This is a genomic window from Salipiger sp. (assembly GCF_048261495.1).
Classification (GTDB): Bacteria; Pseudomonadota; Alphaproteobacteria; order Rhodobacterales; family Rhodobacteraceae; genus Salipiger.
Map to the genome: position 1 here is coordinate 267777 of NZ_JBLXFX010000003.1, position 26614 is coordinate 294390.

Below are 26614 nucleotides of genomic sequence, written 5' to 3' on the forward strand. Positions count from 1 at the left end.
TTTTCCTTTCCGGCGAACCGCATTAGGGGCTGCAGCATGGAGTTCGATGACGATCTGACCGCTTGCGCCCGACTCGTGGAACGCGGCGACCCCGACCGCTTCGATGCGGCGATGGCCGCGCCTGTCGAGGCGCGGGCGGTGCTGTTTCCGCTCTATGCCTTCAACCTCGAGGTTGCGCGGGCGCCCTGGTTGACGCAGGAAAGCATGATCGCCGAGATGCGCCTGCAGTGGTGGCGCGATGCCCTGGACGAGATCGCGACCGGCGGGCTGGTGCGCCGGCACGAGGTGGTGACGCCGCTGGCGCTGGTGCTGGATGCCGGGGGGGCGGGCCTGCTCGACCGGCTGGTCGCGGCGCGGAGATGGGACATCTACCGCGATCCGTTCGAGGATGAGGCCCATTTCACCCGTTACCTCGAAGAGACCTCCGGCCACCTGATCCTGGCCGCCGGACGCGCGCTCGGCGGGATGCCGGAACAGGTGGCGTCGGATCTCGGCTACGCGAGCGGGCTGGCCGGTTTCCTGCGCGCGGTGCCCGTGCTCGAGGCGCAGGGGCGGCTGCCGCTGATCGACGGCCGGCCCGAGGCCGTCGCGGCTCTGGCGCGCGGCGGGCTTGCCCGGCTGAAACGGGCGCGCGGGTCGATGGGCATGGTCGCGAAACCGGCCCGCGCCGCGCTGCTGCCGGGCTGGCAGGCGGGGGCGTTGCTGGCGCAGGCCGCCTCGGATCCCGCGCGGGTCGGGGCCGGGACGCTCGGCCTGTCGGAATTCGGCCGCCGCGCCCGGCTTCTGAAATCCGCGGTCACCGGCCGGGTCTGAGCGCCCAAATCTTTTGGAAAAAGATTTGCAAATTCCTTGAAAGGAATTTGGCGCCTCACTCCGCGGGCTGTCGATTCGGATTCATCAGCAGCCAGATCAGCGCGCCGCCGGCAAGGACCAGCGCCGGGGCCATTGCCATGTTGACCGAGGTCCATCCGTCCTGCGGCGTCCCGCCGGAGCAGTTCATCAGCCCGCCGGAGGACAATGAGGCAAGCGTCACGCCGCCGAAGACGACGAGATCGTTCAGCCCCTGCATCCGCCCGCGTTCTTCCGGGGCATGGGCTCCGGCCAGCATTGTCGTCGCGCCGATGAAGCCGAAGTTCCAGCCGATGCCCAGCAGGACGAGCGCGACGAAGAAGCGTTCCAGCTCCACCCCGGACAAGGCCACGCCGCCGGCGCAGGCGAGAATGGCGAGGCCGGTGGCCATGATCCGTTCCACGCCGAAGCGGGCGATCAGGTGGCCGGTGAAGAAGGAGGGCACGTACATCGCCAGCACATGCGCGGTGACGACGTTGGCGGCATCCGCGGTTCGGAAGCCGCAGCCGACGACCGCGAGCGGGGTCGAGGTCATCACCAGGTTCATCATCGCGTAGCTGACGGTGGCGCAGATCACCGCCACGGCGATCCGGGGCGAGGCAAGAAGCTCGCGGCGGCTGCGGCCCTTCGGGGCATCCTCGGAGGGGGCGGGCGGTTTGGGAATGTGCAGGAACAGAAACAGCAGCGAGCCGACCAGGTTCACCGCGATCACCGCGGCGTAGGTGCCGAGGAACGGGATGACATAGGCGTCCGCCGTCCATTTCACCAGCTGCGGTCCGATCACCGCCGAGAGCAGCCCGCCCGCGAGGACATAGGAGATCGCCTTGGGGCGGAACGCTTCGGAGGCGGTGTCGGCGGCGGCAAAGCGGAAGAAACCCTGCGAGGACATGTAGAGCCCGGTGAGCAGGCTTCCCAGCAGGAAGACCGGGAAGGAGGAAAGGTAGAGCCCGAGCGCGCCGACCGCGCCGCCGAGCGTGCCGCCCGCCGTGCCCAGCAGGAACCCCGCCCTGCGCCCGTAGCGCTGCATGATCGCCGAGACCGGCGTCGCCGACAGCATCGAGCCCAGCACGATGAGCGAGATCGGCAGCGTCGCGAAACAGGCGTTGGGCGCCAGCGACTGGCCTGCGAGCCCGCCGATGGTGAAGATCATGGGCATCTGCGCGCCGAGAAAGGCCTGGGCCGCGACAAGTACCGTTACATTGCGTCGCGCGAGGCGGTCGTTCGGGTGCGTCATGGGCAAATGCCTAGGCGCAAGAAGCGGCTGGAGCAAGGGGGACCGGATATGCGAGGGTGCCGCCGACGCCCGCGCGCGGCGCGGTTCCGCCCGCCGGGACCGGTCCGGACAGGCACGGACCGGAAAAAGACGGAACAGGAAGGATCGAGGAGGCATCCCGTGGTCGGAAGGATCATCAGGACCGACGCCTGCGTCGCCGAGGGCGCGGACTGGCTCTGCACCGCAGAGCCGCGCTTTGCCCGCGCGCTCGAACTGACCGGACCGTTGCCCCTGCGCCTGCGGGCCGACGGTTTCGCGCAGCTCCTGTCGGCCATCGTCAGCCAGCAGGTCAGTGTCGCCTCGGCCCGCGCGATCCAGGCGCGGCTGGAGGCGGCGGAGATGATCACGCCCGCCGCGATCCTGTCCACCGACGACGCGGATCTGCGCGCACTGGGGCTGTCGCGGCAGAAGGCGGCCTATGCACGGGCGCTCGCCGGCGCCGCGATCGACTTCGACGCCCTGCGCCGTGCGCCGACCGATGAGGTCGTCGCCACGCTGACCGCGGTCAAGGGCATCGGCATCTGGACGGCCGAGATCTATGCGATGTTCTCGCTCGGGCGGGCGGATGTCTTTGCGCCGGGCGACCTGGCGCTGCAGGAGGCCGCGCGGATGCTGTTCGACCTCGACGAGCGCCCGAAGGAGCGCGCCCTGCGCGGCATGGCCGAGGCCTGGCGCCCCTGGAGATCGGTTGCGGCGCGGGCGCTCTGGGCCTACTACCACGTTGCGAAACAACGAGAGGGCATCGCATGACGCGCGTTCTGAAAGCCGGCCGCCGGGAGGCCGTTTCCGGGGAAACCCGCTCCTGCGTGGTGTTCCTGCACGGCTACGGGGCCAATGGCGCCGACCTGCTGGGGCTGGCCGATCCGCTGGGCGAACACCTGCCGGACACGCTGTTCGTCGCGCCCGACGCGCCCGAGGCCTGCGCCGGTGCGCCCTTCGGCTTCCAGTGGTTTCCGATCCCCTGGATCGACGGGTCGTCGGAAGAGGAAAGCATGGACGGCATGGCGCGCGCGGTGGAGGATCTGAACGCCTTCCTCGACGCGCTCATGGTCGACGAGGATCTGCTGCCCGAACAGGTCGCGGTGCTGGGCTTTTCGCAGGGCTCGATGATGGCGCTGCACGTGGTGCCCCGGCGCGAGGACGAGATTGCCGGGATCGTCGCCTTTTCCGGCCGGCTGCTGCAGCCCGAGATCCTTGCCGACGAGGTGGTGAGCCGCCCGCCGGTGCTTCTGGTGCATGGCGACCAGGACGAGGTGGTGCCGCCGCAATCGCTGCCCGCCGCCGCCGATGCGCTGCAGAGCGCCGGATGGAAGGAGGTCTATGCCCACATCATGAAGGAGACGGGGCACGGCATCGCTCCCGACGGGCTCGGCGTCGCGCTGGCCTTCATCCGGGACAAGTGCGGGTTCTGACCCCGCGCGGTGTCGCTGCGCGCGCCTGATCGGCGCGCGCCCGCACCGATCCGGTCAGCTGTTGTCGATGGCGGCCACGTCGCAGAGAACGGCCATGGCCTTTTCCATCTCCTGCGTATGCGCGTCGCCGGTCGCGAGCGGCGCTTCGGGCACCTTGGGCGCGGTCTCGGGATCGCCGTAATGGGTCATGAACAGGCGCATGACGTGGTCCACCCCCGGCTGCAGCACCTCGCGGCAATCCGCGTCGTAATAGGCGCCGCGCACATGCGGGCTGGTGGTCAGCTCGTAGGAGGGGAAATAGGCGCAGTCGTCAAAGACCTTCACGGCCTTTTCCGCAGCGATCCTCAGCACCGCCTTCGACCAGCCGGTCGAGACAAGGGCGTGCCGGTCCTCGTAGGTTGCGGCCAGCGGCACCGGCGAGATCGCCAGAACGAACCGCGCCGAGGGGTTCTTGTTGCGGATGAACTTCAGCGCAAAGTGCAGATCGGCAAAGGTCTGCGTCTCGTCGAAATTGACGAAGTTGACGGTGTCGGGATCGTAGACACCCCCCGCGACCCCCGGTGCCAGCGGAAAGACCGCGCCGTCGCGCGGGTCCTCCCAGCCTTCGGTGAGCCCGAGGTTGAAGACGAAGACGTCCATCTCGAGGATCGCCTTGCGCAGGCAGGCGAAGTGGTGCCGCCTGTCGCGCAGCAGCTCCGCCTCGGAGGCGAAGCCGCCGGGCTGGATCTGCGGGCGGAAGGGATCGACCACGGCCCCGTCATCGCAGCCCGCGGGCGCTGGCCACGACACGGTGGCGGGTTCGAACATGCCCCAGGCGCGCAGCAGGAGCTGCTTGAGCTGGCGGGCGGTGTAGATATTGCCGTAGCGCGCCGACCAGAGCCCGTAATGATGCGCCTCCGCCACCTCGGGGCCGACGATGGGGTGGCATTTTTCGGTGATGTAGTGGTTGTAGCCCGACCGCGACATGTAGCGCGCGACGTGCTGGGCAAAGCAGCTGCCCGCCGTCACGATCTTGTCGGTGGGCGAGATCCGGAACGGCGCGCGCACGACGGGGTCGAGCGCGGCGGGATGGGTGATCCCCGGCTCCTTGTTCCAGAACTGGTAGTCGGGCAATCCGGAATAGGGATGTTTCATGCGATGCCGGCCTCGTCCAGGACCCGGTCGAGCACGATGGCGCCGTAGGCATCGTTGCCGTGAGTCGGGTCGTCATTGTAATAGTCGTCGCCCAGAAAGCCTTCGGGAGTCTTCACCGCGTCCGGGATGTCGACGAACTGCGCGCGGAATTCCTCGGCCAGTTCGCGGAAGACGCGGCTTTGCAGGGCGTAGAGCTTGGTCTTGATCGCATCGGGCGGCGGGCCGAGGTGCAGCTTGGAGCGGAAGATCCCCGGATGCTGCCGGATATGCGGCCAGTTCACCATCGGCGGCGGCGCGTTCAGGTAGAAGTGCCGCGCTCCGGGAATGTCCTTGTAGAGGCGCCGCGAGAGCTGCGTGTGCGGATGCAGCCGGTTGCGGAATTCGTCCAGCATCACCGCGTGGGGGATGAACCAGCGGTCCTCGTCTCCCTCGGGCAGGACGCCGGTCGCGGCATCGCCCACCGAGTAGGGCTGAGGATGTTCGACCATGCCGACCGCATGCTGCTGGTTGCCGCCGAGGCAGAGGCACAGCACATCCGGCGCCGGGTTTTCGAGGGAGTCGAGAACCTGCTGGTAGAGCGGCCGCGTCTCGCCCTTTTCCTTGCTGCGGACGGTGTTGGCGTTGACCACCGTGACCTTGGCGCGGGGGGTCTCGCGGGCGGCGCGGCGCAGGCATTCGATGTGGCTGTAGCCGATGAAAAGGACGTCGGATGTCATGGGTCTGCCGTTCCGGAGCTGTCGCTCCGATGGTATCGGGGCCGGCAGGCAGGGGCAAGCGGATGCCGCAATGCGGCACCCGCGCTCCGTCAGATCAGGAAATCCCCGGCGGAAAGGGACAGTTCGCCGGTCAGCTCGATCTCGAAATCGGCGGTGCCGTCGCCGTCGCGGTCGGCCATCACCACGGTATTGCCGCCTTCGAGACGGTAGCCGAGTTCGCCCGCCGTGCCGGAAAAGCCCGCGTTGCCGATGAAGGTGAAGGCCTGCTTGAAGCCCTGCGTGGTGTCGGCGTCGATGCGCGACAGCTCGATCCGGTCCTCGCCCGGGTGGAAATCGACGATCCGGTCGCGGTTGCCCGCGCCGGCCGGGGATTCCGCCGCCGAGAAATAGATGAAGCGGTCGCGCATCAGGTCGTCGCCGCCATACATCACGTCCGCTCCGAGATTGCCGTAGAGCGCGTCTCCGCCGCCGCCGCCGTCGAGCGTGTCGTTCCCGGCGCGGCCATAGAGCCGGTCCCAGCCCGGCCCGCCGTCGAGCGCGTTGCCGCCGCCGTCGCCGCGCAGGTCGTCCGAGGCGAAGCCTCCGAAGATGCCCTCGACCGACACGAAGGTGTCGCCCGCCGCCGGGCCGCCCCGGTCGGTCGTGCCCTGCAGGTCGGCAAAGATGCGCTGCGCGACGAACTCGTAGCTCGCCATGTCGAAGCCCGCGCCGCCGTCGAAGGCATCCGCGCCGTCGCCGCCGGAGAGGTAGTCGTCGCCGTCTCCGCCCGAGAGGGAGTCGTCGCCCTCCTGGCCGTAGAGGTAGTCCGGCCCGTCGCCACCCTGAAGATCGTCATCGCCGCCCAGACCGATCAGCGTGTCGCGCCCGCCGAAACCGCGCAGGGTGTCGGAATCCTCGCTGCCGAGCAGGCTGTCGGGACGCTCGTCGCCGTCGCGCACGAGCAGGATGGACGGTGCCGGACCGTCGCCCGGCGGCTTGGCCGCGACGGACGGCAACCCGATACCCGCTCCCCGCAGGGCGTCGAGCCCGCGGGGCAATTCCGAACTGGCAGACATGATTTCTCCTCCGAGTCTCCCCGGGGCCAGATTACGCCCGAATTTCCGCTGCGTAAGTGGGAATGACAAGGCCCCGAACATCTGTCATGCCCATGTCATGAGCACGGTCTATCCACAGGCCGATCACCGCATATAGCGAGGCTTGCCAGAAGCCTTCCGCGATATATAGTGGTTGAAGGCTGGGGCGGGGTGTCCCGCCCTGGTGCTTGGTCAGCGGGCAGACAGGGCAGGGAACGAGTCACTCCATGGACGGCGATTTCAGGACACATTTCGTAAGAGAACCATCGGCGCTGCGGAGCCATCCGGCGCTCGTGCTGAACGCGGATTACCGGCCGCTTTCCTACTATCCGCTGTCGCTCTGGCCCTGGCAGGAGGCGGTCAAGGCGGCCTTCCTCGACAGGGTGGACATCATCGCCGAATACGAAGAGGTGGTCCGAAGCCCTTCGATGACGCTGAAGATACCCAGCGTGGTGGTGCTGAAGGATTATGTGAGACCCAGGAAGCGCGTGGCATTCACGCGCTTCAATCTTTTTCTGAGGGACGAATTCCGCTGCCAGTATTGCGGCTCAAAGGGCGACCTGACCTTCGATCACGTCGTGCCGCGCGCCTCGGGGGGCATCACGAGCTGGGAAAACGTCGTGGCCGCCTGCGCGCCGTGCAACCTGCGCAAGGGGTCGAAATCGCTCCGCCAGGCGAGCATGTCGCTGCGCAAGACCCCCCGCCAGCCCGGGGCCTCGGAACTGATGAACACCGGCCGGAAATTCCCGCCCAACCACCTGCACGACAGCTGGATCGACTATCTGTATTGGGACGCGGAACTCGAAGCCTGAAGCACTTGAGCATTCCGTTCGGGTTTGGTTATTTGGCCTTCCGAAACAGGTTCTCAGGGTGACTTCGATATGAGTGCATTGCAGCCGGGCGTGGCGCGGATCTCCGGTCCTTCCGTCAATCCGCAGTTCAACTACGATATCACGGCGCCCGTCGCGCTGCGCGGCGATGGCGCCATCATCGCCTTTCTCGATCCCGACAGCCTAGACGCACAGGTCGGTGACTACGCGAACCTGGCCGTCATCCGGACATGGCGTTTCTCGGAAAGCGGTCGACCGCTCGGCCAGTCGGTCCGGGCCGACGACAACCGGTTCGTCGACTTCCGGGAAGGGGTGATCTCGCCGCTTGCCGATGGTGGTGCGATCATCATGCTCGTCGTGACGGAACGAGCGGAATTCACCGACGAACTCGATGCCTACATGGGCGTGCATTTGCTGCGGATCGATTCCTCCGGCAATAGGGTCGGCGCTCCGGTGCGGCTCGAATATGACGGATACCTCTACACCGCCCTGCATGTCACCGAACTTTCGGATGGCAACATCGTCGCAAGCTGGTCCGAACTGGACGGGATCAGCGGCAACTTCCTCATCCGATACCAGGTCCTGTCCGAGAACGGGGAGCGCATCGGCGACGTGGTCACGGCGGCGGTCAATGACGGGGCCGAATTCGGCTCGGAGATGGTGGCCCTGAACGGCGGCGGTTTTGCGATGGTCTGGCGCGGAGCCATGGTCGACGGGTCGTTGCATGGTGCGGAAATCACCCTGTTCGACGCGAACGGCGTGAAGCAGGGCGAGTCCATCGCCGTGGAACTTCCGCAGGCGCCGAACGATCCCAACGCTCTGAGCTTTTCCGACCTCCAGCTCACGGCGCTTCCCGATGGCGGATTTGCCGTGGCGGGCCGGTATTTCGCCGATTTCGATTTCGTCGAAGGTCTGTTCATCCAGAGCTACACCGCCTCGGGGATGCCGACCAGCGCGCCCGATGCGGTGACCTACCGCGAGATGTGGCTGTGGGACCTGCAGCGGCTCGACCTCGTTGCCGGGGTGGACGGGTTGCCCGTGCTGGCCGCGGAATTCGCCGATCAGTCACCGGATTACGCGGCGGCGATCTACTCCGACCCCTACACGCGGATCGAGTTCCTGATGGCGGACGGCGACGGAACGCTGGGGTATTCCGAGGCGCTCGACACCGAGATCGCGGGCCTCGAACGCTACCAGATGGTCGCGCTGCATCGCCTGCCCGACGGCGAGGTGCGTCTGTCCTTTCAGGGCGACGATCTGGACAACGGCCGGGGCGTCGACGGTTATTACCACGTCACGCTGAACCTCGACCGGCAGGCCTTTGACGACGGTCCGGGGGGCGGCGCCGGTCCCGGCGGCACCGAGGGCCGGGATCTTTACTACGACGCCCCCGGCGCGCAGGCCTATGACGGTCTGGGCGGCGATGACACGGTCGACTACCGGTTTGCCGACGGTCGCGTGCTGGCGGATCTGCGCTCGGACATCTCGGATCAGCCCTTTGCCCGCTTCTTCGATCGCGGCGCCGCCGAAGGCGACACCTACGCCTCTATCGAGAGCCTGGTCGGCGGCGGCTTTGCCGACAACCTGCGCGGCGATGCGGGCGCCAACGTGCTGGAGGGCGGGGGCCGGTCCGACCGTCTCTACGGGCGGGGCGGGGACGATCTGCTCATCGGGGGCGCCGGGGCGGACGCGCTTTACGGCAACCTCGGCGCCGATACGATGATCGGTGGCGAAGATGCCGGGCGGCGCGACCGTTTCATCTACTTCCAGGCCGAGGAATCGGGCGTGGGCGCGGGCAATCGCGACATCATCACCGATTTCGTCGCGGGCGAGGACCGGATCGAGATCTCGCGGATCGACGCGGACACGACGCAGGGCTTCAAGCAGGCGTTCGATTTCATCGGTGATGCCGCCTTCAGCGGAACGGCGGGGGAATTGCGCTTCGGTCAGGGCGGCGGGGTGACGCTGGTGCAGGCCGACCGCGACGGCGACGGGGTCGCCGATTTCGAGATCGAGCTGACCGGCCTCGTCGATCTGACGGAGTCCGATTTCCTGATCTGACACCCGGTCGGCGGGCCCGCGGGGGCGGGCGCGCCCCCGTTCCGCCTCAGGTATCGCGTCTCCCCTGACCGGGGTCGCATATTGCCGACTCGCGGCATTCGCGCTTCACTGTCTTCCGTTATCGGATCGTTTTTCCAAGGACGGCATTCAAGGGAGGAGACTTATCATGGCACTTCCATCAGGACTGGTGCTCGAAGATGTCGCCGTAGCGACATTCGCGGCGGAGGCATCCTATTTCGGCAACCCGGATGCGGGATTTCTCGCCACCCGGAGCGAGGCGACCGCGCAGGGCCTTTCTTCGGTCGACCTGACCGATTTCCTGCCCGCGGGCAGCACGGACAGCTTCGACGCGGGCAACGTTTTCCAGGGCGGCTCGGTCCATGTGTCGGACCGTTTCGCCACGGACCAGGGGCTGCGCGACGCCTTCGCCTCGGCGTTTCTCGGCATTCCGGCCACGGGGACGCCGGTTTCGTCCTTTCTGCCCTTCGCCGATTCCAAGCCTGCCGAGGCGGTGGCCTTCGTCTCGGACGGATCGGGAGACGGAGACGCGGACACGCTCTACCTCGCGCTGCGCGGCACCGACAACATGGTCGACGCGATCATGGGCGGGCAGACCTTTTCGCCGGACGGGCAGGCCGCCTATTTCATGATGCTGATGCCGTTCTTCGACGCGGCGCTGGCCTATGCGCTCGATCAGGGGTTCGATCGGATCGTGGTCTCGGGGGGGTCGCTCGGCGGGTCGATGGTCGACCTGTTCAGCCTGTTCCTGATGCCGACATGGGAAACGCAGATCTCGGTCTCGGCGGTCTCGGCGGCCTCGGCGGGGCTGGCGGACGGGGTGATTGCCGAACTCGGCACGGCGCTGGGCATTCCGATGGCGGATTGGCCCGTGGTGCAGGGCGACGGCACCATCGCCCGGCCCGACAATCACATGAACGCGGCAAACACGCAGGACATCATCGCGCATCCCGACCTGCTGCCCGGCTACCTCGTGTCGGATCTGCTGATGGGCAACCACGCGATCGCGGGGGCGGTGGATTTCGACCAGGTGACGATCGACGGCACCGTGGCGGATCTGCAGACGGACGTGTTCGGGGCCGAACATTCCCGGTCTCTCTACCTCGCGACCCTCGCGGCCTATGCGTTCGACCGGCCGGACGTGGGCGACGTTCAGGCGCTGGCCGGAAGCCGGGTGATCGTCGGCTCGGCGACGGCGGGCGATGTGCTCGGCGCTGGCAGCGCGGGTACGGTGCTCGGGCTCGGCGGCAACGACAGGCTGACCGCCGGGGCCGGCAACCAGACCCTGATCGGCGGCGACGGCAACGACACGCTGGCCGGCGGCGCCGGGGACGACTGGTATCTCGGCGGCGCGGGCACCGACCGGGCGGAACTCGCCGTGGCCTCGGGCGCGATCACCGTCAGTTCCGGCGGCGACGTGATCGAGATCGTCTCGACCCAGGGCACCGACAGCTTTGCCGGGATCGAGAGCTTTGCCTTCAGCGACGGCGTTCTCACGCTGGCCGAGGTGCTGGCCCTGATCGACAGCCCGGACGGCACAGGCACCACCGGCGACGACCTGCTGCTCGACACCGCCGGGGCGCAGGCCTTCGACGGGCTCGAAGGCAATGACACGGTGAGCTATGCCGATGCCGCGGGGCGCGTCCTTGCGGACCTCGGCATGGATGCGAGCGGCCTTCCCAGCGCGCGGTTCTTCACCTCGGGCGCACCCGAGGGCGACACCTATGCCAATGTCGAGAACCTCATCGGCAGCGACCAGGCGGACAACCTGCGCGGCGATGGCGGCGACAACATCCTGGAAGGCGGCGGCGTTTCGGATCGTCTTTACGGACGGGCAGGGGACGACACGCTGATCGGCGGCAGCGGGGCGGATGCGCTTTACGGCAACCTTGGCGCGGACGTCATGACCGGCGGCGACGATGCCGGGCGGCGCGACCGCTACATCTACTTCCAGCTTCAGGAATCCGGGGTCGGCGCGGGCAATCGCGACGTGATCACCGATTTCGTCAGCGGCGAGGACCGGATCGAGATTTCGCGCTTCGATGCCGACATCACGCAGGGCTTCAAGCAGGCCTTCACCTTCGTGGGCGATGCGGGCCTGTCCGGTGCCGCGGGCGAACTGGCCTACCGGTTCGAGGGGGGCAACACCATCGTCGAGGCCGATGTGAACGGCGACGGCGCCGCCGATTTCGAAATCGAGCTGACCGGCAGGATCGACCTCGTGGTGGGGGATTTCCTGCTCTGATTCCGCGCGTGACCTCTCCGTGCGCGGCCCGGTCGCGCGCGGAGGGTATCGCGGTCCGAGCCGGCGAGGACGGTTAACCTGTTCTTGATACCGGAGCCGTACCGTTCCACGGGGGCCCGAGACGCCCGTGGAACGAACCGGGACCGATGCCGACCTACGCGCTGAATTTCTTCGACCTTGCCCTGATCTCGACCGACGATCCGCAGGGGTTCTCGGACAATGGCGGTTACCAGTTCGACCTCGGCGTCAGCACGGTGACGATCCGGGAGGGGGCGACTTCGCACCCCGTGTCGATCCTCGATGCCGGCGACACCACCTTCGATGACGACGCGGGGACCGGGCAGGTGCTGAACGGCGCGCATGTGCTGAACGGGATCGCCTACGGCGACCGCACCATCATCGAGTCCGAGTACGAGATCGACGTGCAGGATTCGCAGGGCACGATCTACACGCTGCAATTCGTCTCTCTCGGGAACGACGCCTGGAACGTCAACGGCTTCGTGATCCAGGGCGATGCCCCCCCCTTCGGGGAGCCGCTCACCGTGGTCGGGCGGCACGACGCCACGCAGGGCGTGCACCAGTATTCGACCTCGACCGCGCCGGCCTGCTTTGCCGGTGGCACCCGGATCGCCACGCCCTCCGGTTGGCGCCGGGTCGAGGATCTGCGCCGCGGCGACCTGCTGCGCTGCCACGGCGGCGGCACCGTGGCGCTGGCCTTCGTCATGCGCAGGGCCGTCCGACCGACGGGGCACCGCAACCACGCGCCGGTCAGGCTGCGGGCGCATGCGCTGGGGCCCGGTCTGCCCCGCGACGACCTGATCCTGTCGCCGCATCACCGGGTGCTCTGGCGCAACGGGGGCGAGGAGGTGCTGCTGCCCGCCCGTGCGCTGACGGAGCTGCGCCGGGTCGGCCTCGTTCCGGGGCGTGCCCGGGTGGAGTATTTCCACCTCGTGACACGGGGGCATTCCATCCTGCTGGCCGAGGCGGTGCCCTGCGAAAGCTTCTGGCCCGGCGACTGGATGGCGCGCACGCTGTCCCCCGGCATGACGCGCCGCCTTGCGCGCTACATGGGGCCGGATGCCCGGCCCGCGCGGCGCCTGCTGTCCATGCGCGAGGCCCGGCAACTGTTGCGCGGCGGCGGACACGAAAACGCCGGGCACGGGGCCCGGCGTTTCGAAAGCGGATCCGTCGGTCGGGCTCAGCCCTGTGCGGAATCGACCGGCGCGGGGGCGCCCATGGGGGCGGACTGCGCCTTGCCCTTGGCCGACAGAGGATCGTCCTGACGCTGCACGGAGCCTTCGAAATGGGCCCCGGACTCGATCGCGATGGTCTTGTGGATGATGTCGCCCTCGACCCGCGCGGTGGCGGTCAGGCGCACCTTGAGACCGCGCACGCGGCCCACGATGCGACCGTTCACGACGACGTCGTCGGCAATGACCTCACCCTTGATGGTGGCGCTCTCGCCGACGGTCAGCAGGTGCGCGCGGATGTCGCCCTCGACCGTACCTTCGACCTGGATATCGCCGGTGGTCTTGAGATTGCCGGTGATGTGCAGATCGCTCGACAGCACGGATGCGGGCGGCTTCGGCTTGGGCGCGGAGGGCTTGAATTCCCCGGCAGGCTGACGAGGCGGCATCTCGGGGGCAGCCGGTTTCGGCGTGTTATCCTCGGCCTTCGGGCCAGGCTCATTGATTTTGCTCTTAGAAAACATCGTTCGCAGCCTTGATGTAGATCATTGGATTGACAGGTTCCCCCCCGACGCGGACTTCGTAGTGAAGATGGGTGCCGGTAGACCGTCCTGTATTCCCCATATCACCGATGCGCTGGCCGCGCGATACCCTTTGGCCGGCCTTCACGCGGATTTTCGACATGTGGGCATAGCGGGTCTCGATGCCGAATTCGTGCTGGATCTTGACCAGCCGCCCGTAGCCGGACTGCCAGTCGGCATGGGTGACCACGCCATCGGCGGTCGCATAGATCGCGGTGCCGTGCGGGGCGGCGAAATCGGTGCCCGCGTGCAGGCGGCCCCAGCGGTAGCCGAACCCGGAGGTAAAGCGGAACGGATCCTTGAGCGGCACCGCGAAGGGCGCCTTCTGCGCGGCGATCCGGTAGAGGTTGAGCTTGTCCATCTGCCCGAGGATGCGGTTTGCGCGGTCCATGTCGGGGCTCGACTGCGCGCCGCGGGTCGAGAAGGTGAGCGGCGTCAGCGGTCCGCCCTGGCCGGAATAGCCCTTGCGGACCTGGCTGATGATGCTGTCGGGATTCATGCCCGCCGCCTTGAACATCTTGTCGAGCGGCTTGACCGACACGGTCATCGCCTCTTCGAGCTGGCGGAAGATCATGTCGTTCTTTTCTTCCATCAGACGCAGTTCGGTCGCCATCTCGTCGGCGCGGACGAGCGCGTCCTGCGCATCGGCGACCACCTGGTCGCGCTCCTCGGCGGTGCGGGCCAGGGCATCCGCCAGCAGGTCCATCGTGCCGTCCGACGCGCCGTCCCCGGCGAGCACGGATTCACCGCCCTCGATCCGGTCCTCGAGCGAGGCGAGACGCTGGTTCACGTCCTCGCGCTCCTTCATGGTGTCGCGCAGGGTGGTCTGGATCACGTCGATGCCGGTTTCCAGTTCGCGGCGGCGGGTTTCGCTGTCCAGAAGCTGCGACTGCATTTCGGACACCTGCGTGAGCGCGGTGTTGAAGCGGTTCTGCGCGGCGAGGGCCTCGGCGGCGCGGGCGTCGCGCTCGGCCGAGATCTCGTTCAGGCGGCGCTGGTAGGTGATCTGGTCGCGGCGGGCCTGTTCGCGGAAATTCCCGGCGCTGATGCTGTCCATCAGCAGGATGGCGGTGGCGATGATCGTCCAGGCGACGAGCAGGGCGCCCCCGAAATAGGCAATCGCCTGCGTTTCTGGACGCAGGCGGATGAAGCGGGTGTCGGTGTCGGACCGGAGGAAGAGTCGGCGTTCAGGAAAGAAGCGTTCCATGAGCGCATGTGTCTTTATCGCGAGTCGCGTTCTCACCGGTGTGTCCCCTGTCCCGTCCCAGTTCGAGGTGCACCGTTCCCCAACGCGGCACCCCACACGGCCTTAAACAGACATTCACGGGATCGCAACAATTTTGGGCGCCTGCCCCGAAGGAGCACCGGAATCGAGGGGATTCCGGGCAAAAAACCGCCGATGCCAAGGGGTTCGCACGCCCGTTCGGGTGATTATTTCGCAGACTTTTCGTCGGTGAGGGGCCAGTAGAAATCCGGCGGCAGCCCGGCTTCGGCGCGTTTTTCCTCGTTGAACGGCGGTTTCAGCGCGCCGTGGAAATAGGTGCGGACGAGATCGTGGAAGACCTCCTTGGGGTCGAGATCGCGGCGCCCGCAGAGAAAGTTGAACCATTTCGAGCCGTAGGCGACATGGCCCACCTCCTCGGCGTAGATGGTCTCGAGCGCGGCGACGGCGCTCTCCATACCGGCCTTGCGGAAGATGGCGATCATGCCCGGCGTGACGTCGAGGCCGCGCGCCTCCAGCACCATCGGCACCACGGCGAGCCGCCCGAGCAGATCCTCGGCGGTATCCTCGGCCGCGCGCCACATGCCGGCATGGGCCGGCAGAGCGCCGTAGTGGGAATCCAGCTCCTCGAGACAGTCGCACATCAGGTTGAAATGCTTGGATTCCTCGTCGGCGGCACGGACCCAGTCGTCGTGAAACCCGATCGGAAAGGGAACGTGGGAGAACCGCGCGATGATGTCCCAGTGCAGGTCGACGGCATTCAGCTCGATGTGCGCGACCGCGTGGAGCAGGGCGATCCGCCCGGCGGGCGAGCCCGGCTTGCGCTTGGGCACCTCGCGCGGGTCCAGCAGCTCGGGCCGGGGCGGACGGGCCGGGCGCAGGGGCGGGGCAGCCTCGCCGATGGCAATGGGCGTGCCGGCCTCGCGCGCGGCGAACCAGCGCCTCGCATGCTCGCGGCTCCGGGCCGTCTTCTCGCGACCGTCGGATGTGGTGAGCACATCCACGGCCATCTCCGCCAACGTCATCATGGGCGCATTCCTCTCCACGGGCGCAAATTTCTTGCTCAAGAAATTTGCAAATTCGTTGCAACGAATTTGGGCGCGGGGTCAGAGCGACCTTGCGACCTCGAGGACTTCCTCGGCGTGGCCGGGCACCTTCACCTTGCGCCAGGCGCGCGCGATGGTCCCGTCGCGCGCGATCAGGAAGGTGGCGCGTTCGATTCCCATGAAGGTCTTTCCGTACATCTTCTTTTCCTTGAAGACGTCGTAGGCCTCGCTCACCTGCGATCCCTCGTCCGAGAGCAGCGGCACCGTCAGCGCCTTCTTGGCCATGAACTTGTCGTGGCTGTCGAGGCTGTCCTTGGAAATGCCGAAGACCCTGACGCCGAGCGCCTCGAACTCCGGCAGCAGGCGGGTGAAGTCCTGGTTCTCGAGCGTGCAGCCCGAGGTGTCGTCGCGCGGATAGAAGAACAGCACGACGGGCGTTCCTTTCAGTGCGGAGAGGCTGACCTCTCCGCCGCCCGTGACGGGGAGGGTGAAGTCTGGTGCGGTGTCGGTCACGGCGGGCTCTCCAATGCGTGTTTCTCTCCTGATGAGGAACGGTGTAGAACGCCGGACGGTGAATTAGAAGTGCAGGACCCCTCGCGACGTGACAGACGGCACCGACAGATCGGAAGAACGCGCCTCGCCGCGCACGCCGCGCAGACGCCGTCGCCGTCTGATCGTCGCCCTGGCGGTGCCGCTGGTGATCGTGCTCTGCCTGACCGCGACCGGCTGGGCGGCGTTGGGGCGGACGCTCTCGGCGCCGGACTGGTTGCGCGCGCGAATCGAGTCGCGGCTCGACCAGGCGCTGCCGGGGATCGAGATCCGGTTCGGCGACATGCGCCTGCGGGTGGAACGCGACCTGCTGGCGCGGATCGTGCTCAGCGATGTCGACGTGCGTTCGGACGCCGGGGCGCATGTGGCGACCCTGTCCGATCTGTCGGTCGGGCTGGCGCCGACCAAGCTTCTGCGCGGCGAATACGAATTGCGCACGGCGCGCATGTCGGGCGCCGTGGTGACCGTGCGCCGGGACGAGGCGGGGCGGCTCGGGCTTGCCCTCGGCGACGTGTTTTCCGGCGACACGCGGATGCCCGGCGTTCCCGAGATCATCGACCGGCTCGATGCGGCGCTCGGCGATCCCCGGCTGCAGGCGCTGAGCGCGGTGGATGCGGAGGCGCTGACCATCCGTTTCGAGGATGCGCGCGCCCATCGCGGCTGGACCGCCGACGGCGGGCGGTTGCGCCTGACGCGCGAGAACGGCGCACTGCGGCTTGCGGGGGATGTCGCGCTCATCGGGCGCGGCGACGTGGCGGCGACCATCGCGCTCAACGCGGAAAGTCCCATCGGGTCGACCCGCGTCGATTTCGGTCTGAGCCTCGACGGGCTCGAGGCCGGGGATATCGCCAGCCAGAGTCCGGCGCTGGCCTGGCTCGACTCGCTCAGAGCCCCGATTTCCGGCGCGGTGCGGGGCAGCATCACCCCCGACGGGGCGCTGGGCGGGCTGAACGCCACGCTGCAGATCGGGGCGGGGGTGCTGCAACCCAACGCCCGCACCCGCGCCATCCCCTTCGACATGGCGCGCACCTACCTGTCCTTCGATCCCGCCACCGCCGACCTGACCTTCGACGAGATCTCGGTGCAGTCGAGCCTCGGCACCCTGATCGCGGACGGCAAGGCGGTGCTCGACGGGCTCGACACCGGCTGGCCCCGCGCGATCTTCGGCCAGTTCCGCATCACCCGGTTCGAGGCGGACCCGGCCGGGTTCCTCGATTCGCGGCTCGAACTGGCGGGGGCCGAGATCGACTGGCAGTTGCAGCTGTCGCCGTTCCGTTTCGAGCTGGGGCGGTTCCGCAGCACCGACCCGCAATTGCCGCTGCGCCTGTCCGGTGCGCTCGAGGCCGAGCGCGAAGGCTGGCGGCTGAGCCTCGACGGCTCCCTCGAAGGCGCGGATCGCGACACGGTGCTGGCCTACTGGCCGCAACGCGCGGTGGCCAAGACCCGTAAATGGGTGGCGGAGAACGTTCATGCGGGGCGGGTCGAGGATGTGACCTTTGCCCTGCGTCTCGGGCCGGATCAGCCGCCCGAACCCTATGTGGACATGCGTCTGGCGGATGTGGAACTGACCTATGCCCGCACCCTGCCGCGCCTGACCGGGGGCGAGGGGCAGCTCACCTTCTTCCGCAACCGTCTTGCGGTGACGCTGGAAAGCGGCGGCGCCACCCCGCCGGAGGGCGGGCGGCTCGATGCCTCCGGAAGCCGGTTCGTGATTCCCGACACCAAGGCGCGCCCGGCCATGGGGGAACTGACCCTGAACGCACGCGGCCCCCTGACCGCCGCCCTTTCCTACCTCGACAGTCCCAAGCTGGAGATCATGCAGAAGGCGGGCAAGCCGGTGACGCTGGGAAGCGGCGAGCTCAGCGCCGAGGGAACGCTGGTCCTGCCCCTGCAACCGGGGATCAAGCGGGAGGACATGCTGATCCAGGCCACGGGTGTGCTGCGGGATGCGCGGAGCGACCAGATCGTGCCGGGGCGGGTGCTGTCCGGGGACAGTTTCGCGGTCGAACTCTCGGATGGCGTGCTCACCGTTTCCGGGGCTGCGGACCTGTCGGGCGTGCCGTTCGAGGGCACCTGGACGCAGCCGATCGACGGCGCCTCCGGCAGCCGGGTCGACGGCACCGTCACGCTGTCGGACGAGGTGGCGCGGTCGCTGGGCATCGGACTGCCCAAGGGCACCTTTTCCGGGCGCGGCGCCGGACGGGTGACGATCGAGCTTCCCAAGGGCCAGCCGCCGCGCTTTGCGCTGAGCTCGGACCTTGCCGGGCTGGGCATGTCGCTGCCGCAGCTCGGCTGGCGGCTGAGCGAGGGCGGCAAGGGCAAGCTCGAGGTGGCGGGGCGCCTCGGCAAGCCGGTCGAGGTGGAGCGGCTGTCCCTGTCTGCGGGCGGGCTCGACGCGCAGGGCAAGGTGACGCTGGCGGCGGACGGCAGTTTCCGGCGCCTCGATCTTCCGGTGCTGCGGGCGGGTGGCTGGCTGAACAGTTCGGCGGTACTGACCGGACGCGGGCGCAACGCCGCGCCGGGGGTCACCCTGACGGGCGGGAGCATCGACATGCGCTCGGCCCCGTTCGGCGGCGGAGGCGGGGGAGGCGGGTCCGGCAACGGCGGTCCGATCACCGTGGCGGTGGATCGCCTGCAGGTGACCGACGGCATCTTCCTGACCGACTTCCGGGGCCAGTTCGACGGCAAGGGCGGGCTGTCGGGCAATTTCACCGGGCGGATCGGGGGCGGCACCGACATCACCGGGCAGATCGTGCCGCAGAACGGCGGCAGCGCGATCCGCGTCAAGGGACACGATGCCGGCAACGTGCTGAAGGGCGCGGGGCTGCTCAGGACGGTCAAGGACGGCGCACTCGATCTCAGCCTGGTTCCGGTCCGGGGGCGGCCGGGCGAATACGACGGCTCGTTGAAGATCGACGAGGTGCGCCTGCGCAACGCCCCGGCCATTGCCGCGCTGCTCGACGCGGTGAGCGTGGTCGGCCTGCTCGATCAGCTGAACGGGCCGGGGATCTACTTTACCGAGGTGGAGGCGATCTTCCGCATGACCCCGCAGCAGGTGATCCTCACCCGGTCCTCGGCGGTCGGTCCCTCGATGGGGATTTCGATGGACGGGTATTACAATGTCAGCGCGGGGACGATGGACATGCAGGGCGTGGTGTCGCCCATCTACATCCTGAATGCCATCGGGCGGCTCTTTGCGCGCAAGGGCGAGGGGCTGATCGGGTTCAACTTCAACCTGCGCGGTCCGGTGGCCGGGCCGAGCGTGTCGGTCAACCCGCTGTCGGCGCTGACGCCGGGCATGTTCCGAGACATCTTCCGCCGTCCGCCGCCGACTCTGCCGGACAGGAACTGAGACCGCGCCGCCCCTTCCGCCCGGCGGATTTCCTCGCTAGAGAGCCGCTCCATGAAACTCTCCGATTTCGATTTCGACCTGCCCGAGGCGCTGATCGCCACGCGCCCGGCCTCGCCCCGGTCCTCGGCGCGCCTGCTGGTGGCGGCGGGTGGTGCCATCACCGATGCCGTGGTGCGCGATCTGGGAGCGTGGCTGCGCCCCGGCGACCGGCTGGTGCTGAACGACACCCGGGTCATCCCGGCGCGGCTGTCCGGGGTGCGTCGGCGGCACTCCGCGCAGGGCGAAACCGAAGCGCAGATCGAGATCACCCTGCTGGAGCCGCGTCCCGGCGGGCTCTGGGCGGCGCTGGTCAAACCGCTCAAGAAGCTGCGCGACGGCGAGACGGTGGTGTTCTCCGACCGCCTGTCGGCCACGCTCGACGCGCGCGAGGAAGGGCAGGGGCTGTTCCGGTTCAACCTTTCCGGCGAGGATTTCGACACCGCCCTGGCCGAGGCCGGGGCGATGCCGCTGCCGCCCTACATCGCCGCGAAACGCGCTGCCGACGAGCGCGACAAGACCGATTACCAGACCGTCTGGGCCGCGCGGCCAGGCGCGGTTGCGGCGCCCACCGCCTCGTTGCATTTCGACGCGGAACTGCTCGACGGCCTCTCCGCGCTCGGCGTGGGGTTCAGCCACGTGACGCTGCACGTCGGGGCGGGCACCTTCCTGCCGGTCAAGGTCGAGGACGTCGAGACGCATCGCATGCACGGCGAATGGGGCGAGGTCTCCGAGCAGGCCGCGTCGGAGATCGCGGCGACGAAGGCGGCGGGCGGACGGATCATCCCGGTCGGCACCACGGCGCTGCGCCTGATCGAGACGGCGGTGCGCGACACCGGCGCCATCGTGCCGTGGCGCGGGGTCACCGACATCTTCATCTATCCGGGGTTCGACTTTCGCGTCACCGACGCGCTGATGACCAATTTCCACCTTCCGAAGTCGACGCTGATGATGCTGGTCTCGGCCCTGATGGGACGCGAGCGGGTGATGGAGATCTATGCCCACGCCATCGCGCAGGGCTACCGGTTCTTTTCCTACGGGGATGCATCGCTGCTGATCCCGGACCGGAAATGATGGCTCCCCCGCGTCGCAACAGCGCGGGGGAACCGGCCCCTAGCGCAACACGACGGTGTCGGAATTCAGCATCGTGCGCGCGTTGAGGCAAATGGGCAGAAGTTGCAGGTTGCTCGTGATCTCGGAGATGTCGGCGACGATGGGATTGACGATTCCGCCCACGGCTCCGAGCACCCCGCCGAGCGCGCCGCCGGTCTGCTCGACCGTCTGATCGAGGTACTGGCCGAGCGGCGAGGCCGTCGACACCAGGGCGGGGATGTTCGCCATCGCGTCGAGATCGACAAAGACCAGCACCCGCACGCCGTTGCCGGGCGCGCATTCGGGCGAGCCGGTGAGGATGGCATCGGGCGTGACGCGCACGCTGCCGAGATCGGTCAGAAGCGAGGTCAGGTTCGACACGACAAGCGCCGCCCGCAGCCGGACCTCGGCATCGAAGCGGATCGGGCATTCCGAAAAGATCGCGGCATTCTCGACGATGAATCCCTCGCCGAGGCGCGCGACCTCGTTCTCGTCGCAGTCGATGTAGAAACTTCCGTTGCTCAGCACCGAGAGATTGTCGAGATCGGACAGCCGCAGGTTGCGGGTGGCGGATGCGGCCAGCGTGCGCAGGTCTTCGGCGCGCAGCGGGCGGGTGATGCCGAAGAGGTTCACGCCCGGAATGCCGAGCCCCTGCTTCAGGATCTTGTTCACGACGAAATCCGAGGCCGAGGTCTTCCAGACCGGGGCATCGCCGTAGGTGACACCGGCATTGGCCATGAGGCAGATGCCGAGAAAGACGTTCTTGGACGACACGTCGACACGGGTCTGCAGCGACAGCAGCGGGTCGGGGCATTCGATCTGCGGGCGGGTACGGATCTGCGCAACGGCGCGGCCCTTGATGTCCCAGGGGGCGTAGCCGAAGAGCCGGGTGAACAGCAGCGGTTCCGCCGTGCCGTGCGCCGCATCGCGGTTCAGCGTGACGCGCACCGCATCCGGCACCCCGGAGGACAGGCCGAGCGGGATGAAATCGCCGGAGGCCTGGTCGATGCGACCCATCTCGAAGCTCCTGTCGTGCCAGGCGCTTTCGATTCCGGCTTCGCGCAGGCCCGACAGCGCGATGTGGCGGGCGACCCCGGCAGGGGTCTGACCGAGCTGCGGTTCCGAGGCGCGCACCGCCGCGCTCAGCGCCGCCGCCTCGGCATTGGATTGCAGGACCTCGGCCACGCGCCAGGCATTGGCCATATCCACCGCGCCGCCCCCCAGCAGCAGGCAGGTGACCAGCAGGAACAGGCTCGTCAGGGTGCCGCTTCCGGATTCGTCCTTCCGGAACGCGGTGAACGGGAATCGCGGGCGGGGCATCATTGCGGCTCCCGGAGCATGGTCACCTTGGCGACCATCGTGCCGACGAGGTAGCGCCCGATCGCCGGCGTCAGCGCCGCATGCGCGGCATCGAGCTGCACCCGCGCCTGGACCGTGGCGGCATCGACATCGACGTCGATCACGTAGCCCTCGTGCCGGAAGAAGAGGTTGTCGCGCAGGTAATCCCGGCTGTCGTCCGGGGTGACATGATGGATCGACACCGCCCGCGCCGTGTCGCGCGCGGCATTCCACATGCTTGCGTTGACCACCATGAGATTGGCGAAATCGAGGATGAGCAGCAGGGAAACAAGCAGCAGCGGCGACCAAACCACGACCTCGACCGTGAACGAGCCGGTTTCGTCGCGCCAGAATCTGCGCGGCGAGGGGGCACGGAAAAAGCGATTGTTCATTACCAATTCCAATCCTCTGGGTTGTATTCGCGGGCACTCGCTCAGGTTGTGCCTTGCAATCAGAGTGATCTTGAAATGCGGCGCAGATCCGTCAAATTTGCCGGGAATTCGCCACAATCGGGGATCGGGGCCGAAATTCTTAACAAATCATGAATGATATTTCGCGAATATATTTTTGAAGGGCGTACCTCGGGGGGATTTATTCATTGGGGTGCAATCGACTTTTCGATCTTCCATGAAAAAAGGTGATTCGCCGGTTGTCGCGCCGAGAGGTCGTTAACCTTCCGGTTGAACCTGCAACCGGCGCCGTCCGGGACGTGGTCAATTCACGGGCAAAGGGGCGGTAATCCCGGCGGAATTTTCGGCGCTCCGACATCGGGGAGGGATCGGCGGCCGATTGCCGGAACGTCGGGGCAGTTTGCCCGAATTGGGGCAGGACGGCCATAAATGGTCGCAACCGGACTTGCGTTTCGGCGGCTCGGCAGGCAGGGCACTCGGAACACCACAACGGAGGCGTGTGCCATGCTCGACGTTCTGCGACACTCCTGGGCACTGTTGCTCGGGGTCATGCTGCTCATGCTCGGCAACGGCCTCCAGGGCTCGCTCCTGTCGGTGCGCGGCGGCGCGGCGGGCTTTTCGGCCTTCCAGATGTCGGTGGTGATGTCGGCCTATTTCGCCGGGTTCCTGCTGGCGTCGCGGATGACTCCGGGCATGATCCGCCGGGTCGGCCATGTGCGCGTCTTCGCGGCGCTCGGCTCCTTCATCTCGGCGGTGCTGATCCTCTACCCGGCATTTCCGCACCCGATCACCTGGACGATCGAGCGCATGGTGATCGGCTTCTGTTTCTGCGGCGTCTACGTCACGGCGGAAAGCTGGCTCAACAATGCCTCCTCCAACGAAAGCCGGGGGCAGGCGCTGTCGCTCTACATGATCGTGCAGACACTGGGCATCATCGCGGCACAGGCGATCCTTCTGATCCCGGACACCTCGGGGTTCCTGTTGTTCGTCATTCCGTCGGTGCTGGTTTCCATCGCCTTCGCGCCGATCCTGCTGTCGGTGTCTCCGACGCCCGCCTTTGCGACGACCAAGCCGATGAGCCTGCGCAGGCTCTACGACACCTCGCCGCTGGGCGTGGTCGGCATGTTCCTGCTCGGCGCTGTGTTTTCGGCGCAGTTCGGCATGTCGGCGGTGTTTGCGACGGAATCCGGGCTGACGCTCGGGCAGATCTCGCTCTTCGTGGCCAGCTTCTATGTCGGCGCGCTGGTGACGCAGTACCCGCTGGGCTGGCTGTCCGACCGCATGGACCGGCGTCAGCTCACGGCCGCCATCGCGGCGGTGGGCGGCGCCGGGGCGCTGGTGGCGATGGTGTTTCCGGACAACTTCACCGTCCTGCTCTGCGCGGCCTTCGTGATCGGCGGGGCGAACAATCCGCTTTATTCGCTGATCATCGCCTATACCAACGACTTTCTCGGGCCGGAGGACATGGCCTCGGCCTCGGCCGGGCTGCTGTTCGTCAACGGCGTCGCGGCGATCGGCGGGCCGATGCTCACCGGCTGGATGATGTCGGTCTTCGGGCCGGGCGGGTATTTCCTGTTCATCGCCATCCTGCTGCTGGGCCTGACCGGCTACGCCGTGTGGCGGATGACGCGGCGCCCGGCGCCCAAGGTCGCGGACACGGGCGTCTATACGGTGATGATGCCGACCGCCTCGCCGGTGGCGATGGAACTGGCGCAGGAATATGCGATTGACGTTGCGGAGGCGGCGAGCGATGCGGCGCAGGAGACGGGCACGGACGGCGGGCGCGACGCGGGCTGAGACCAAGGTCGGCCATGCGATGCGATGTCGGAAACTGTCAGAATTTGTTACTTCAACCCTGGCACGGGGGAGATGTAACGTTTCCATGACGTTCGGGGGAACGGTGCGGAGGAAAGATTGACATGATGCAGGCACCCGAAGACATATTGACCTTCTGGCTCGACGAGTGCGGGCCGGACAAGTGGTATCTGGCGGACGACTCGCTGGACGCCGAGATCCGCGCGCGGTTCGAAGAGACCTGGCAGGCGGCAATGGAGGGCCGGTTCGGCCTCTGGCTGACCTACCCGAGCGGCGCGCTGGCCTATATCGTCCTGATGGACCAGTTCCCGCGGAATATGTTCCGGGGATCGGGCAAGGCCTTCGCCTCCGACGAGATCGCGCTCGCCGCGGCCAAGCAGGCGATCTGGCGCGGCTGGGATCAAAAGATCGACGAGCCCGCCCGGCAGTTCTTCTACCTGCCGCTGATGCATTCGGAAAACCTGACCGACCAGGACCGCTGCATCCGCCTGATGAAGGAGCGGCTGTCCCGCAGCGGGGCGAGCAACCTGTTGCACGCCCGCGCACACCGCGAGGTGATCCGCGATTTCGGTCGGTTCCCGACCCGGAACGCGGCTCTGGATCGTGCCACGACATCGGCCGAACGCGCCTTTGTCGAGGCCGGAGGCTACGGTGCGACCGTGCGCAAACTGACGGAGGCAACGGCCTGACCGGCCCTCTCCGCATTCCCCCCGAATGACCGAAGGCCCGCCTGGAAAACCAGTGCGGGCCTTTTTGTCGGTCTGTGCTAGGTTGAATTCGCAAAGGAGGCGACCAGTCCGGACGCTTAATATTGAACGGCTTCCGGAAATGGTTTAATGGCAAACTATATTGAACACGAGGGAGAAGACCATGGCGTCGCAAAGCTTCGACATGATTGTGATCGGTGCGGGACCGGGCGGCTATGTCGCCGCCATCCGGGGCGCGCAGCTCGGCCTCAAGGTGGCCTGCGTCGAGCGCGAGCACATGGGGGGCATCTGCCTCAACTGGGGCTGCATTCCGACCAAGGCGCTGCTGCGCTCGTCGGAGATCTTTCACTACATGCACCGTGCCAAGGAATACGGCCTGAAGGCGGACAACATCGGCTTCGACATCGACGCGGTGGTGAAGCGGTCGCGCGGCGTGGCCAAGCAACTGAACGGCGGCGTGGCGCACCTGCTCAAGAAGAACAAGGTCACCACCTTCATGGGCGAGGCGACCCTGCCGGCCAAGGGCAAGGTGTCGGTCAAGACCGACAAGGGCACCGAGGAACTGACCGCCAAGGCCATCGTGCTGGCGACCGGCGCGCGGGCGCGCGAGCTTCCCGGCCTCGAAGCCGACGGTGATATGGTCTGGACCTACAAGGCCGCGCTGGTGCCCAAGCGGATGCCGAAGAAACTTCTGGTCATCGGCTCCGGCGCCATCGGCATCGAGTTCGCCAGCTTCTACAACACGCTCGGCGCGGATACGACCGTGGTCGAGGTGATGGACCGCATCCTGCCGGTGGAGGACGAGGAGATCTCGAAATTCGCCAAGAAGCAGTTCGAGAAGCAGGGCATGAAGATCCGCGAAAAGACCTCGGTCAAGAAGCTGGATCGCGGGCAGGGCAAGGTCACGGCCCATATCGAACAGAACGGCAAGACCACGACCGAGGAGTTCGACACGGTGATTTCCGCCGTCGGCATCGTCGGCAACGTCGAGGGGCTGGGGCTGGAGGCGCTGGGCGCCAAGGTCGAGCGCACCCATGTGGTGACGGACAAGTACTGCCGCACCGGGGTCGAGGGGCTGTATGCCATCGGTGACGTGGCGGGGGCGCCGTGGCTCGCGCACAAGGCGTCGCACGAGGGGGTCATGGTGGCCGAACTGATCGCGGGCGGACATCCCCACGCGGTCGATCCCGCCTCCATCGCCGGGTGCACCTACTGCCATCCGCAGGTTGCGTCGGTCGGTCTGACCGAGGCGAAGGCCAAGGAGAAGGGCCACCAGGTCAAGGTCGGCCGTTTCCCCTTCATCGGCAACGGCAAGGCCATCGCCCTGGGCGAGCCCGAGGGCATGGTGAAGACGGTGTTCGACGCCAAGACCGGCGAACTGCTGGGCGCGCACATGGTCGGGGCCGAGGTGACGGAACTGATCCAGGGCTACGTGGTGGGCCGCCAGCTCGAAACCACCGAAGAGGATCTGATGAACACCGTGTTCCCGCACCCGACGCTGTCGGAAATGATGCACGAATCGGTGCTCGACGCCTACGGGCGGGCAATCCACTACTGAGCCATTCCCGATCGGGAACGACGCGAGGCCTTTCCGACGGAAAGGCCTCGTTTTTATTGACGGACTTGCGGCGCCTGCCGCGCGGCCACCTCGCCTCGGGCGTCGGAGCT

General features: G+C 67.4%; 22 protein-coding genes. 12 read left to right on the top strand and 10 right to left on the bottom strand.

Annotated features, from left to right (window positions below; genetic code table 11):
* Positions 1–36 precede the first annotated feature (36 nt).
* Positions 37–813 carry a squalene/phytoene synthase family protein gene (locus tag ACN0RJ_RS07875; protein WP_417723916.1) on the top strand — a complete coding sequence of 259 codons (777 nt, stop codon included), beginning with the start codon at positions 37–39 and terminating at the stop codon, positions 811–813.
* Positions 814–868: 55 nt separating this feature from the next.
* Here the strand turns inward: ACN0RJ_RS07875 and ACN0RJ_RS07880 are convergent, their stop codons facing one another.
* Positions 869–2083, bottom strand: a complete 1215-nt coding sequence (locus ACN0RJ_RS07880) for an MFS transporter (protein ID WP_417723917.1) — start codon at positions 2081–2083, stop codon at positions 869–871.
* Positions 2084–2242: 159 nt separating this feature from the next.
* On the opposite strand from ACN0RJ_RS07880, the gene ACN0RJ_RS07885 reads away from it, so the two are divergent.
* Both ACN0RJ_RS07885 and ACN0RJ_RS07890 read left to right on the top strand, forming a co-directional pair.
* On the top strand, positions 2243–2872 hold the full coding sequence (locus ACN0RJ_RS07885) for a DNA-3-methyladenine glycosylase family protein (protein WP_417723918.1): 630 nt from the start codon (positions 2243–2245) through the stop codon (positions 2870–2872).
* Entirely contained in the window at positions 2869–3534 is a 666-nt protein-coding gene (locus ACN0RJ_RS07890; RefSeq protein ID WP_417720024.1) for an alpha/beta hydrolase, read from the top strand. Before ACN0RJ_RS07885 ends, ACN0RJ_RS07890 begins: the two co-directional genes overlap by 4 nt.
* Before the next feature lie 54 nt (positions 3535–3588).
* On the opposite strand, the gene ACN0RJ_RS07895 is transcribed toward ACN0RJ_RS07890, so the two are convergent.
* The 3 genes from ACN0RJ_RS07895 to ACN0RJ_RS07905 all read right to left on the bottom strand — a co-directional run bounded on the left by ACN0RJ_RS07895 (position 3589) and on the right by ACN0RJ_RS07905 (position 6439).
* Positions 3589–4668, bottom strand: a complete 1080-nt coding sequence (locus tag ACN0RJ_RS07895; RefSeq protein WP_417723919.1) for a GSCFA domain-containing protein — start codon at positions 4666–4668, stop codon at positions 3589–3591.
* Entirely contained in the window at positions 4665–5384 is a 720-nt protein-coding gene (locus ACN0RJ_RS07900) for a hypothetical protein (RefSeq protein ID WP_417723920.1), read from the bottom strand. The genes ACN0RJ_RS07895 and ACN0RJ_RS07900 overlap by 4 nt, the downstream gene beginning before the upstream one ends.
* An 89-nt stretch (positions 5385–5473) precedes the next feature.
* The gene (locus ACN0RJ_RS07905; RefSeq protein ID WP_417723921.1) at positions 5474–6439 is read right to left on the bottom strand and encodes a M10 family metallopeptidase C-terminal domain-containing protein; all 966 of its coding nucleotides are present in this window, start codon (positions 6437–6439) and stop codon (positions 5474–5476) included.
* A 245-nt stretch (positions 6440–6684) separates the two neighbouring features.
* Here ACN0RJ_RS07905 and ACN0RJ_RS07910 point away from each other — a divergent pair, with 245 nt between their 5' ends.
* The 4 genes from ACN0RJ_RS07910 to ACN0RJ_RS07925 all read left to right on the top strand — a co-directional run bounded on the left by ACN0RJ_RS07910 (position 6685) and on the right by ACN0RJ_RS07925 (position 12894).
* Complete coding sequence (locus ACN0RJ_RS07910) at positions 6685–7269, top strand: HNH endonuclease (RefSeq protein ID WP_417720028.1); 585 nt, start codon at positions 6685–6687, stop codon at positions 7267–7269.
* A 69-nt stretch (positions 7270–7338) separates the two neighbouring features.
* Positions 7339–9348, top strand: coding sequence for a M10 family metallopeptidase C-terminal domain-containing protein (locus ACN0RJ_RS07915; protein ID WP_417723922.1), 2010 nt, complete (start codon positions 7339–7341; stop codon positions 9346–9348).
* Between the two features lie 166 nt (positions 9349–9514).
* Positions 9515–11611, top strand: coding sequence for a calcium-binding protein (locus ACN0RJ_RS07920; RefSeq protein WP_417723923.1), 2097 nt, complete (start codon positions 9515–9517; stop codon positions 11609–11611).
* 146 nt (positions 11612–11757) lie between these two features.
* The gene (locus tag ACN0RJ_RS07925; protein ID WP_417723924.1) at positions 11758–12894 is read left to right on the top strand and encodes a Hint domain-containing protein; all 1137 of its coding nucleotides are present in this window, start codon (positions 11758–11760) and stop codon (positions 12892–12894) included.
* Here the strand turns inward: ACN0RJ_RS07925 and ACN0RJ_RS07930 are convergent.
* From ACN0RJ_RS07930 to ACN0RJ_RS07945, 4 genes are all read right to left on the bottom strand, one after another.
* Positions 12810–13322 carry a bactofilin family protein gene (locus ACN0RJ_RS07930; protein ID WP_417720032.1) on the bottom strand — a complete coding sequence of 171 codons (513 nt, stop codon included), beginning with the start codon at positions 13320–13322 and terminating at the stop codon, positions 12810–12812. The genes ACN0RJ_RS07925 and ACN0RJ_RS07930 overlap by 85 nt on opposite strands.
* On the bottom strand, positions 13312–14622 hold the full coding sequence (locus tag ACN0RJ_RS07935; RefSeq protein ID WP_417720033.1) for a DUF5930 domain-containing protein: 1311 nt from the start codon (positions 14620–14622) through the stop codon (positions 13312–13314). The genes ACN0RJ_RS07930 and ACN0RJ_RS07935 overlap by 11 nt, the downstream gene beginning before the upstream one ends.
* Positions 14623–14810: 188 nt before the next feature.
* Positions 14811–15629: a ferritin-like domain-containing protein gene (locus ACN0RJ_RS07940; RefSeq protein ID WP_417720034.1), complete on the bottom strand. Its 819-nt coding sequence runs from the start codon at positions 15627–15629 to the stop codon at positions 14811–14813.
* A gap of 78 nt (positions 15630–15707) precedes the next feature.
* Entirely contained in the window at positions 15708–16160 is a 453-nt protein-coding gene (locus ACN0RJ_RS07945; RefSeq protein WP_417723925.1) for a peroxiredoxin, read from the bottom strand.
* An 88-nt stretch (positions 16161–16248) separates the two neighbouring features.
* On the opposite strand from ACN0RJ_RS07945, the gene ACN0RJ_RS07950 reads away from it, so the two are divergent.
* The gene (locus ACN0RJ_RS07950; protein ID WP_417723926.1) at positions 16249–19548 is read left to right on the top strand and encodes a DUF3971 domain-containing protein; all 3300 of its coding nucleotides are present in this window, start codon (positions 16249–16251) and stop codon (positions 19546–19548) included.
* A 51-nt stretch (positions 19549–19599) separates the two neighbouring features.
* On the top strand, positions 19600–20658 hold the full coding sequence (queA, locus tag ACN0RJ_RS07955) for a tRNA preQ1(34) S-adenosylmethionine ribosyltransferase-isomerase QueA (RefSeq protein WP_417723927.1): 1059 nt from the start codon (positions 19600–19602) through the stop codon (positions 20656–20658).
* 39 nt (positions 20659–20697) lie between these two features.
* On the opposite strand, the gene ACN0RJ_RS07960 is transcribed toward queA, so the two are convergent.
* Both ACN0RJ_RS07960 and ACN0RJ_RS07965 read right to left on the bottom strand, forming a co-directional pair.
* On the bottom strand, positions 20698–21996 hold the full coding sequence (locus ACN0RJ_RS07960) for a pilus assembly protein TadG-related protein (protein ID WP_417723928.1): 1299 nt from the start codon (positions 21994–21996) through the stop codon (positions 20698–20700).
* Positions 21996–22406, bottom strand: coding sequence for a TadE/TadG family type IV pilus assembly protein (locus tag ACN0RJ_RS07965; RefSeq protein WP_417720039.1), 411 nt, complete (start codon positions 22404–22406; stop codon positions 21996–21998). The genes ACN0RJ_RS07960 and ACN0RJ_RS07965 overlap by 1 nt, the downstream gene beginning before the upstream one ends.
* A 522-nt stretch (positions 22407–22928) precedes the next feature.
* Here ACN0RJ_RS07965 and ACN0RJ_RS07970 point away from each other — a divergent pair.
* From ACN0RJ_RS07970 to lpdA, 3 genes are all read left to right on the top strand, one after another.
* Positions 22929–24221, top strand: a complete 1293-nt coding sequence (locus tag ACN0RJ_RS07970; RefSeq protein WP_417720040.1) for an MFS transporter — start codon at positions 22929–22931, stop codon at positions 24219–24221.
* Positions 24222–24346: 125 nt separating this feature from the next.
* Positions 24347–24928, top strand: a complete 582-nt coding sequence (locus tag ACN0RJ_RS07975) for a DUF924 family protein (RefSeq protein ID WP_417720046.1) — start codon at positions 24347–24349, stop codon at positions 24926–24928.
* A gap of 181 nt (positions 24929–25109) precedes the next feature.
* Positions 25110–26504 (top strand): dihydrolipoyl dehydrogenase, encoded by a 1395-nt coding sequence (gene lpdA, locus ACN0RJ_RS07980; protein WP_417720047.1) that lies wholly within the window; start codon positions 25110–25112, stop codon positions 26502–26504.
* Positions 26505–26614: the final 110 nt, after the last annotated feature.

Bases quoted from the DNA above. Each gene is read 5' to 3' on its own strand.
- ACN0RJ_RS07920 (WP_417723923.1), top strand. From the start codon at position 9,515: ATGGCACTTCCATCAGGACTGGTGCTCGAAGATGTCGCCGTAGCGACA.
- ACN0RJ_RS07975 (WP_417720046.1), top strand. From the start codon at position 24,347: ATGCAGGCACCCGAAGACATATTGACCTTCTGGCTCGACGAGTGCGGG.
- ACN0RJ_RS07890 (WP_417720024.1), top strand. From the start codon at position 2,869: ATGACGCGCGTTCTGAAAGCCGGCCGCCGGGAGGCCGTTTCCGGGGAA.
- ACN0RJ_RS07930 (WP_417720032.1), bottom strand. From the start codon at position 13,322: ATGTTTTCTAAGAGCAAAATCAATGAGCCTGGCCCGAAGGCCGAGGAT.
- ACN0RJ_RS07960 (WP_417723928.1), bottom strand. From the start codon at position 21,996: ATGCCCCGCCCGCGATTCCCGTTCACCGCGTTCCGGAAGGACGAATCC.
- ACN0RJ_RS07925 (WP_417723924.1), top strand. From the start codon at position 11,758: ATGCCGACCTACGCGCTGAATTTCTTCGACCTTGCCCTGATCTCGACC.
- lpdA (WP_417720047.1), top strand. From the start codon at position 25,110: ATGGCGTCGCAAAGCTTCGACATGATTGTGATCGGTGCGGGACCGGGC.
- ACN0RJ_RS07895 (WP_417723919.1), bottom strand. From the start codon at position 4,668: ATGAAACATCCCTATTCCGGATTGCCCGACTACCAGTTCTGGAACAAG.
- ACN0RJ_RS07915 (WP_417723922.1), top strand. From the start codon at position 7,339: ATGAGTGCATTGCAGCCGGGCGTGGCGCGGATCTCCGGTCCTTCCGTC.
- ACN0RJ_RS07965 (WP_417720039.1), bottom strand. From the start codon at position 22,406: ATGAACAATCGCTTTTTCCGTGCCCCCTCGCCGCGCAGATTCTGGCGC.
- ACN0RJ_RS07875 (WP_417723916.1), top strand. From the start codon at position 37: ATGGAGTTCGATGACGATCTGACCGCTTGCGCCCGACTCGTGGAACGC.
- ACN0RJ_RS07910 (WP_417720028.1), top strand. From the start codon at position 6,685: ATGGACGGCGATTTCAGGACACATTTCGTAAGAGAACCATCGGCGCTG.
- ACN0RJ_RS07900 (WP_417723920.1), bottom strand. From the start codon at position 5,384: ATGACATCCGACGTCCTTTTCATCGGCTACAGCCACATCGAATGCCTG.
- ACN0RJ_RS07905 (WP_417723921.1), bottom strand. From the start codon at position 6,439: ATGTCTGCCAGTTCGGAATTGCCCCGCGGGCTCGACGCCCTGCGGGGA.
- ACN0RJ_RS07880 (WP_417723917.1), bottom strand. From the start codon at position 2,083: ATGACGCACCCGAACGACCGCCTCGCGCGACGCAATGTAACGGTACTT.
- ACN0RJ_RS07970 (WP_417720040.1), top strand. From the start codon at position 22,929: ATGCTCGACGTTCTGCGACACTCCTGGGCACTGTTGCTCGGGGTCATG.
- queA (WP_417723927.1), top strand. From the start codon at position 19,600: ATGAAACTCTCCGATTTCGATTTCGACCTGCCCGAGGCGCTGATCGCC.
- ACN0RJ_RS07940 (WP_417720034.1), bottom strand. From the start codon at position 15,629: ATGATGACGTTGGCGGAGATGGCCGTGGATGTGCTCACCACATCCGAC.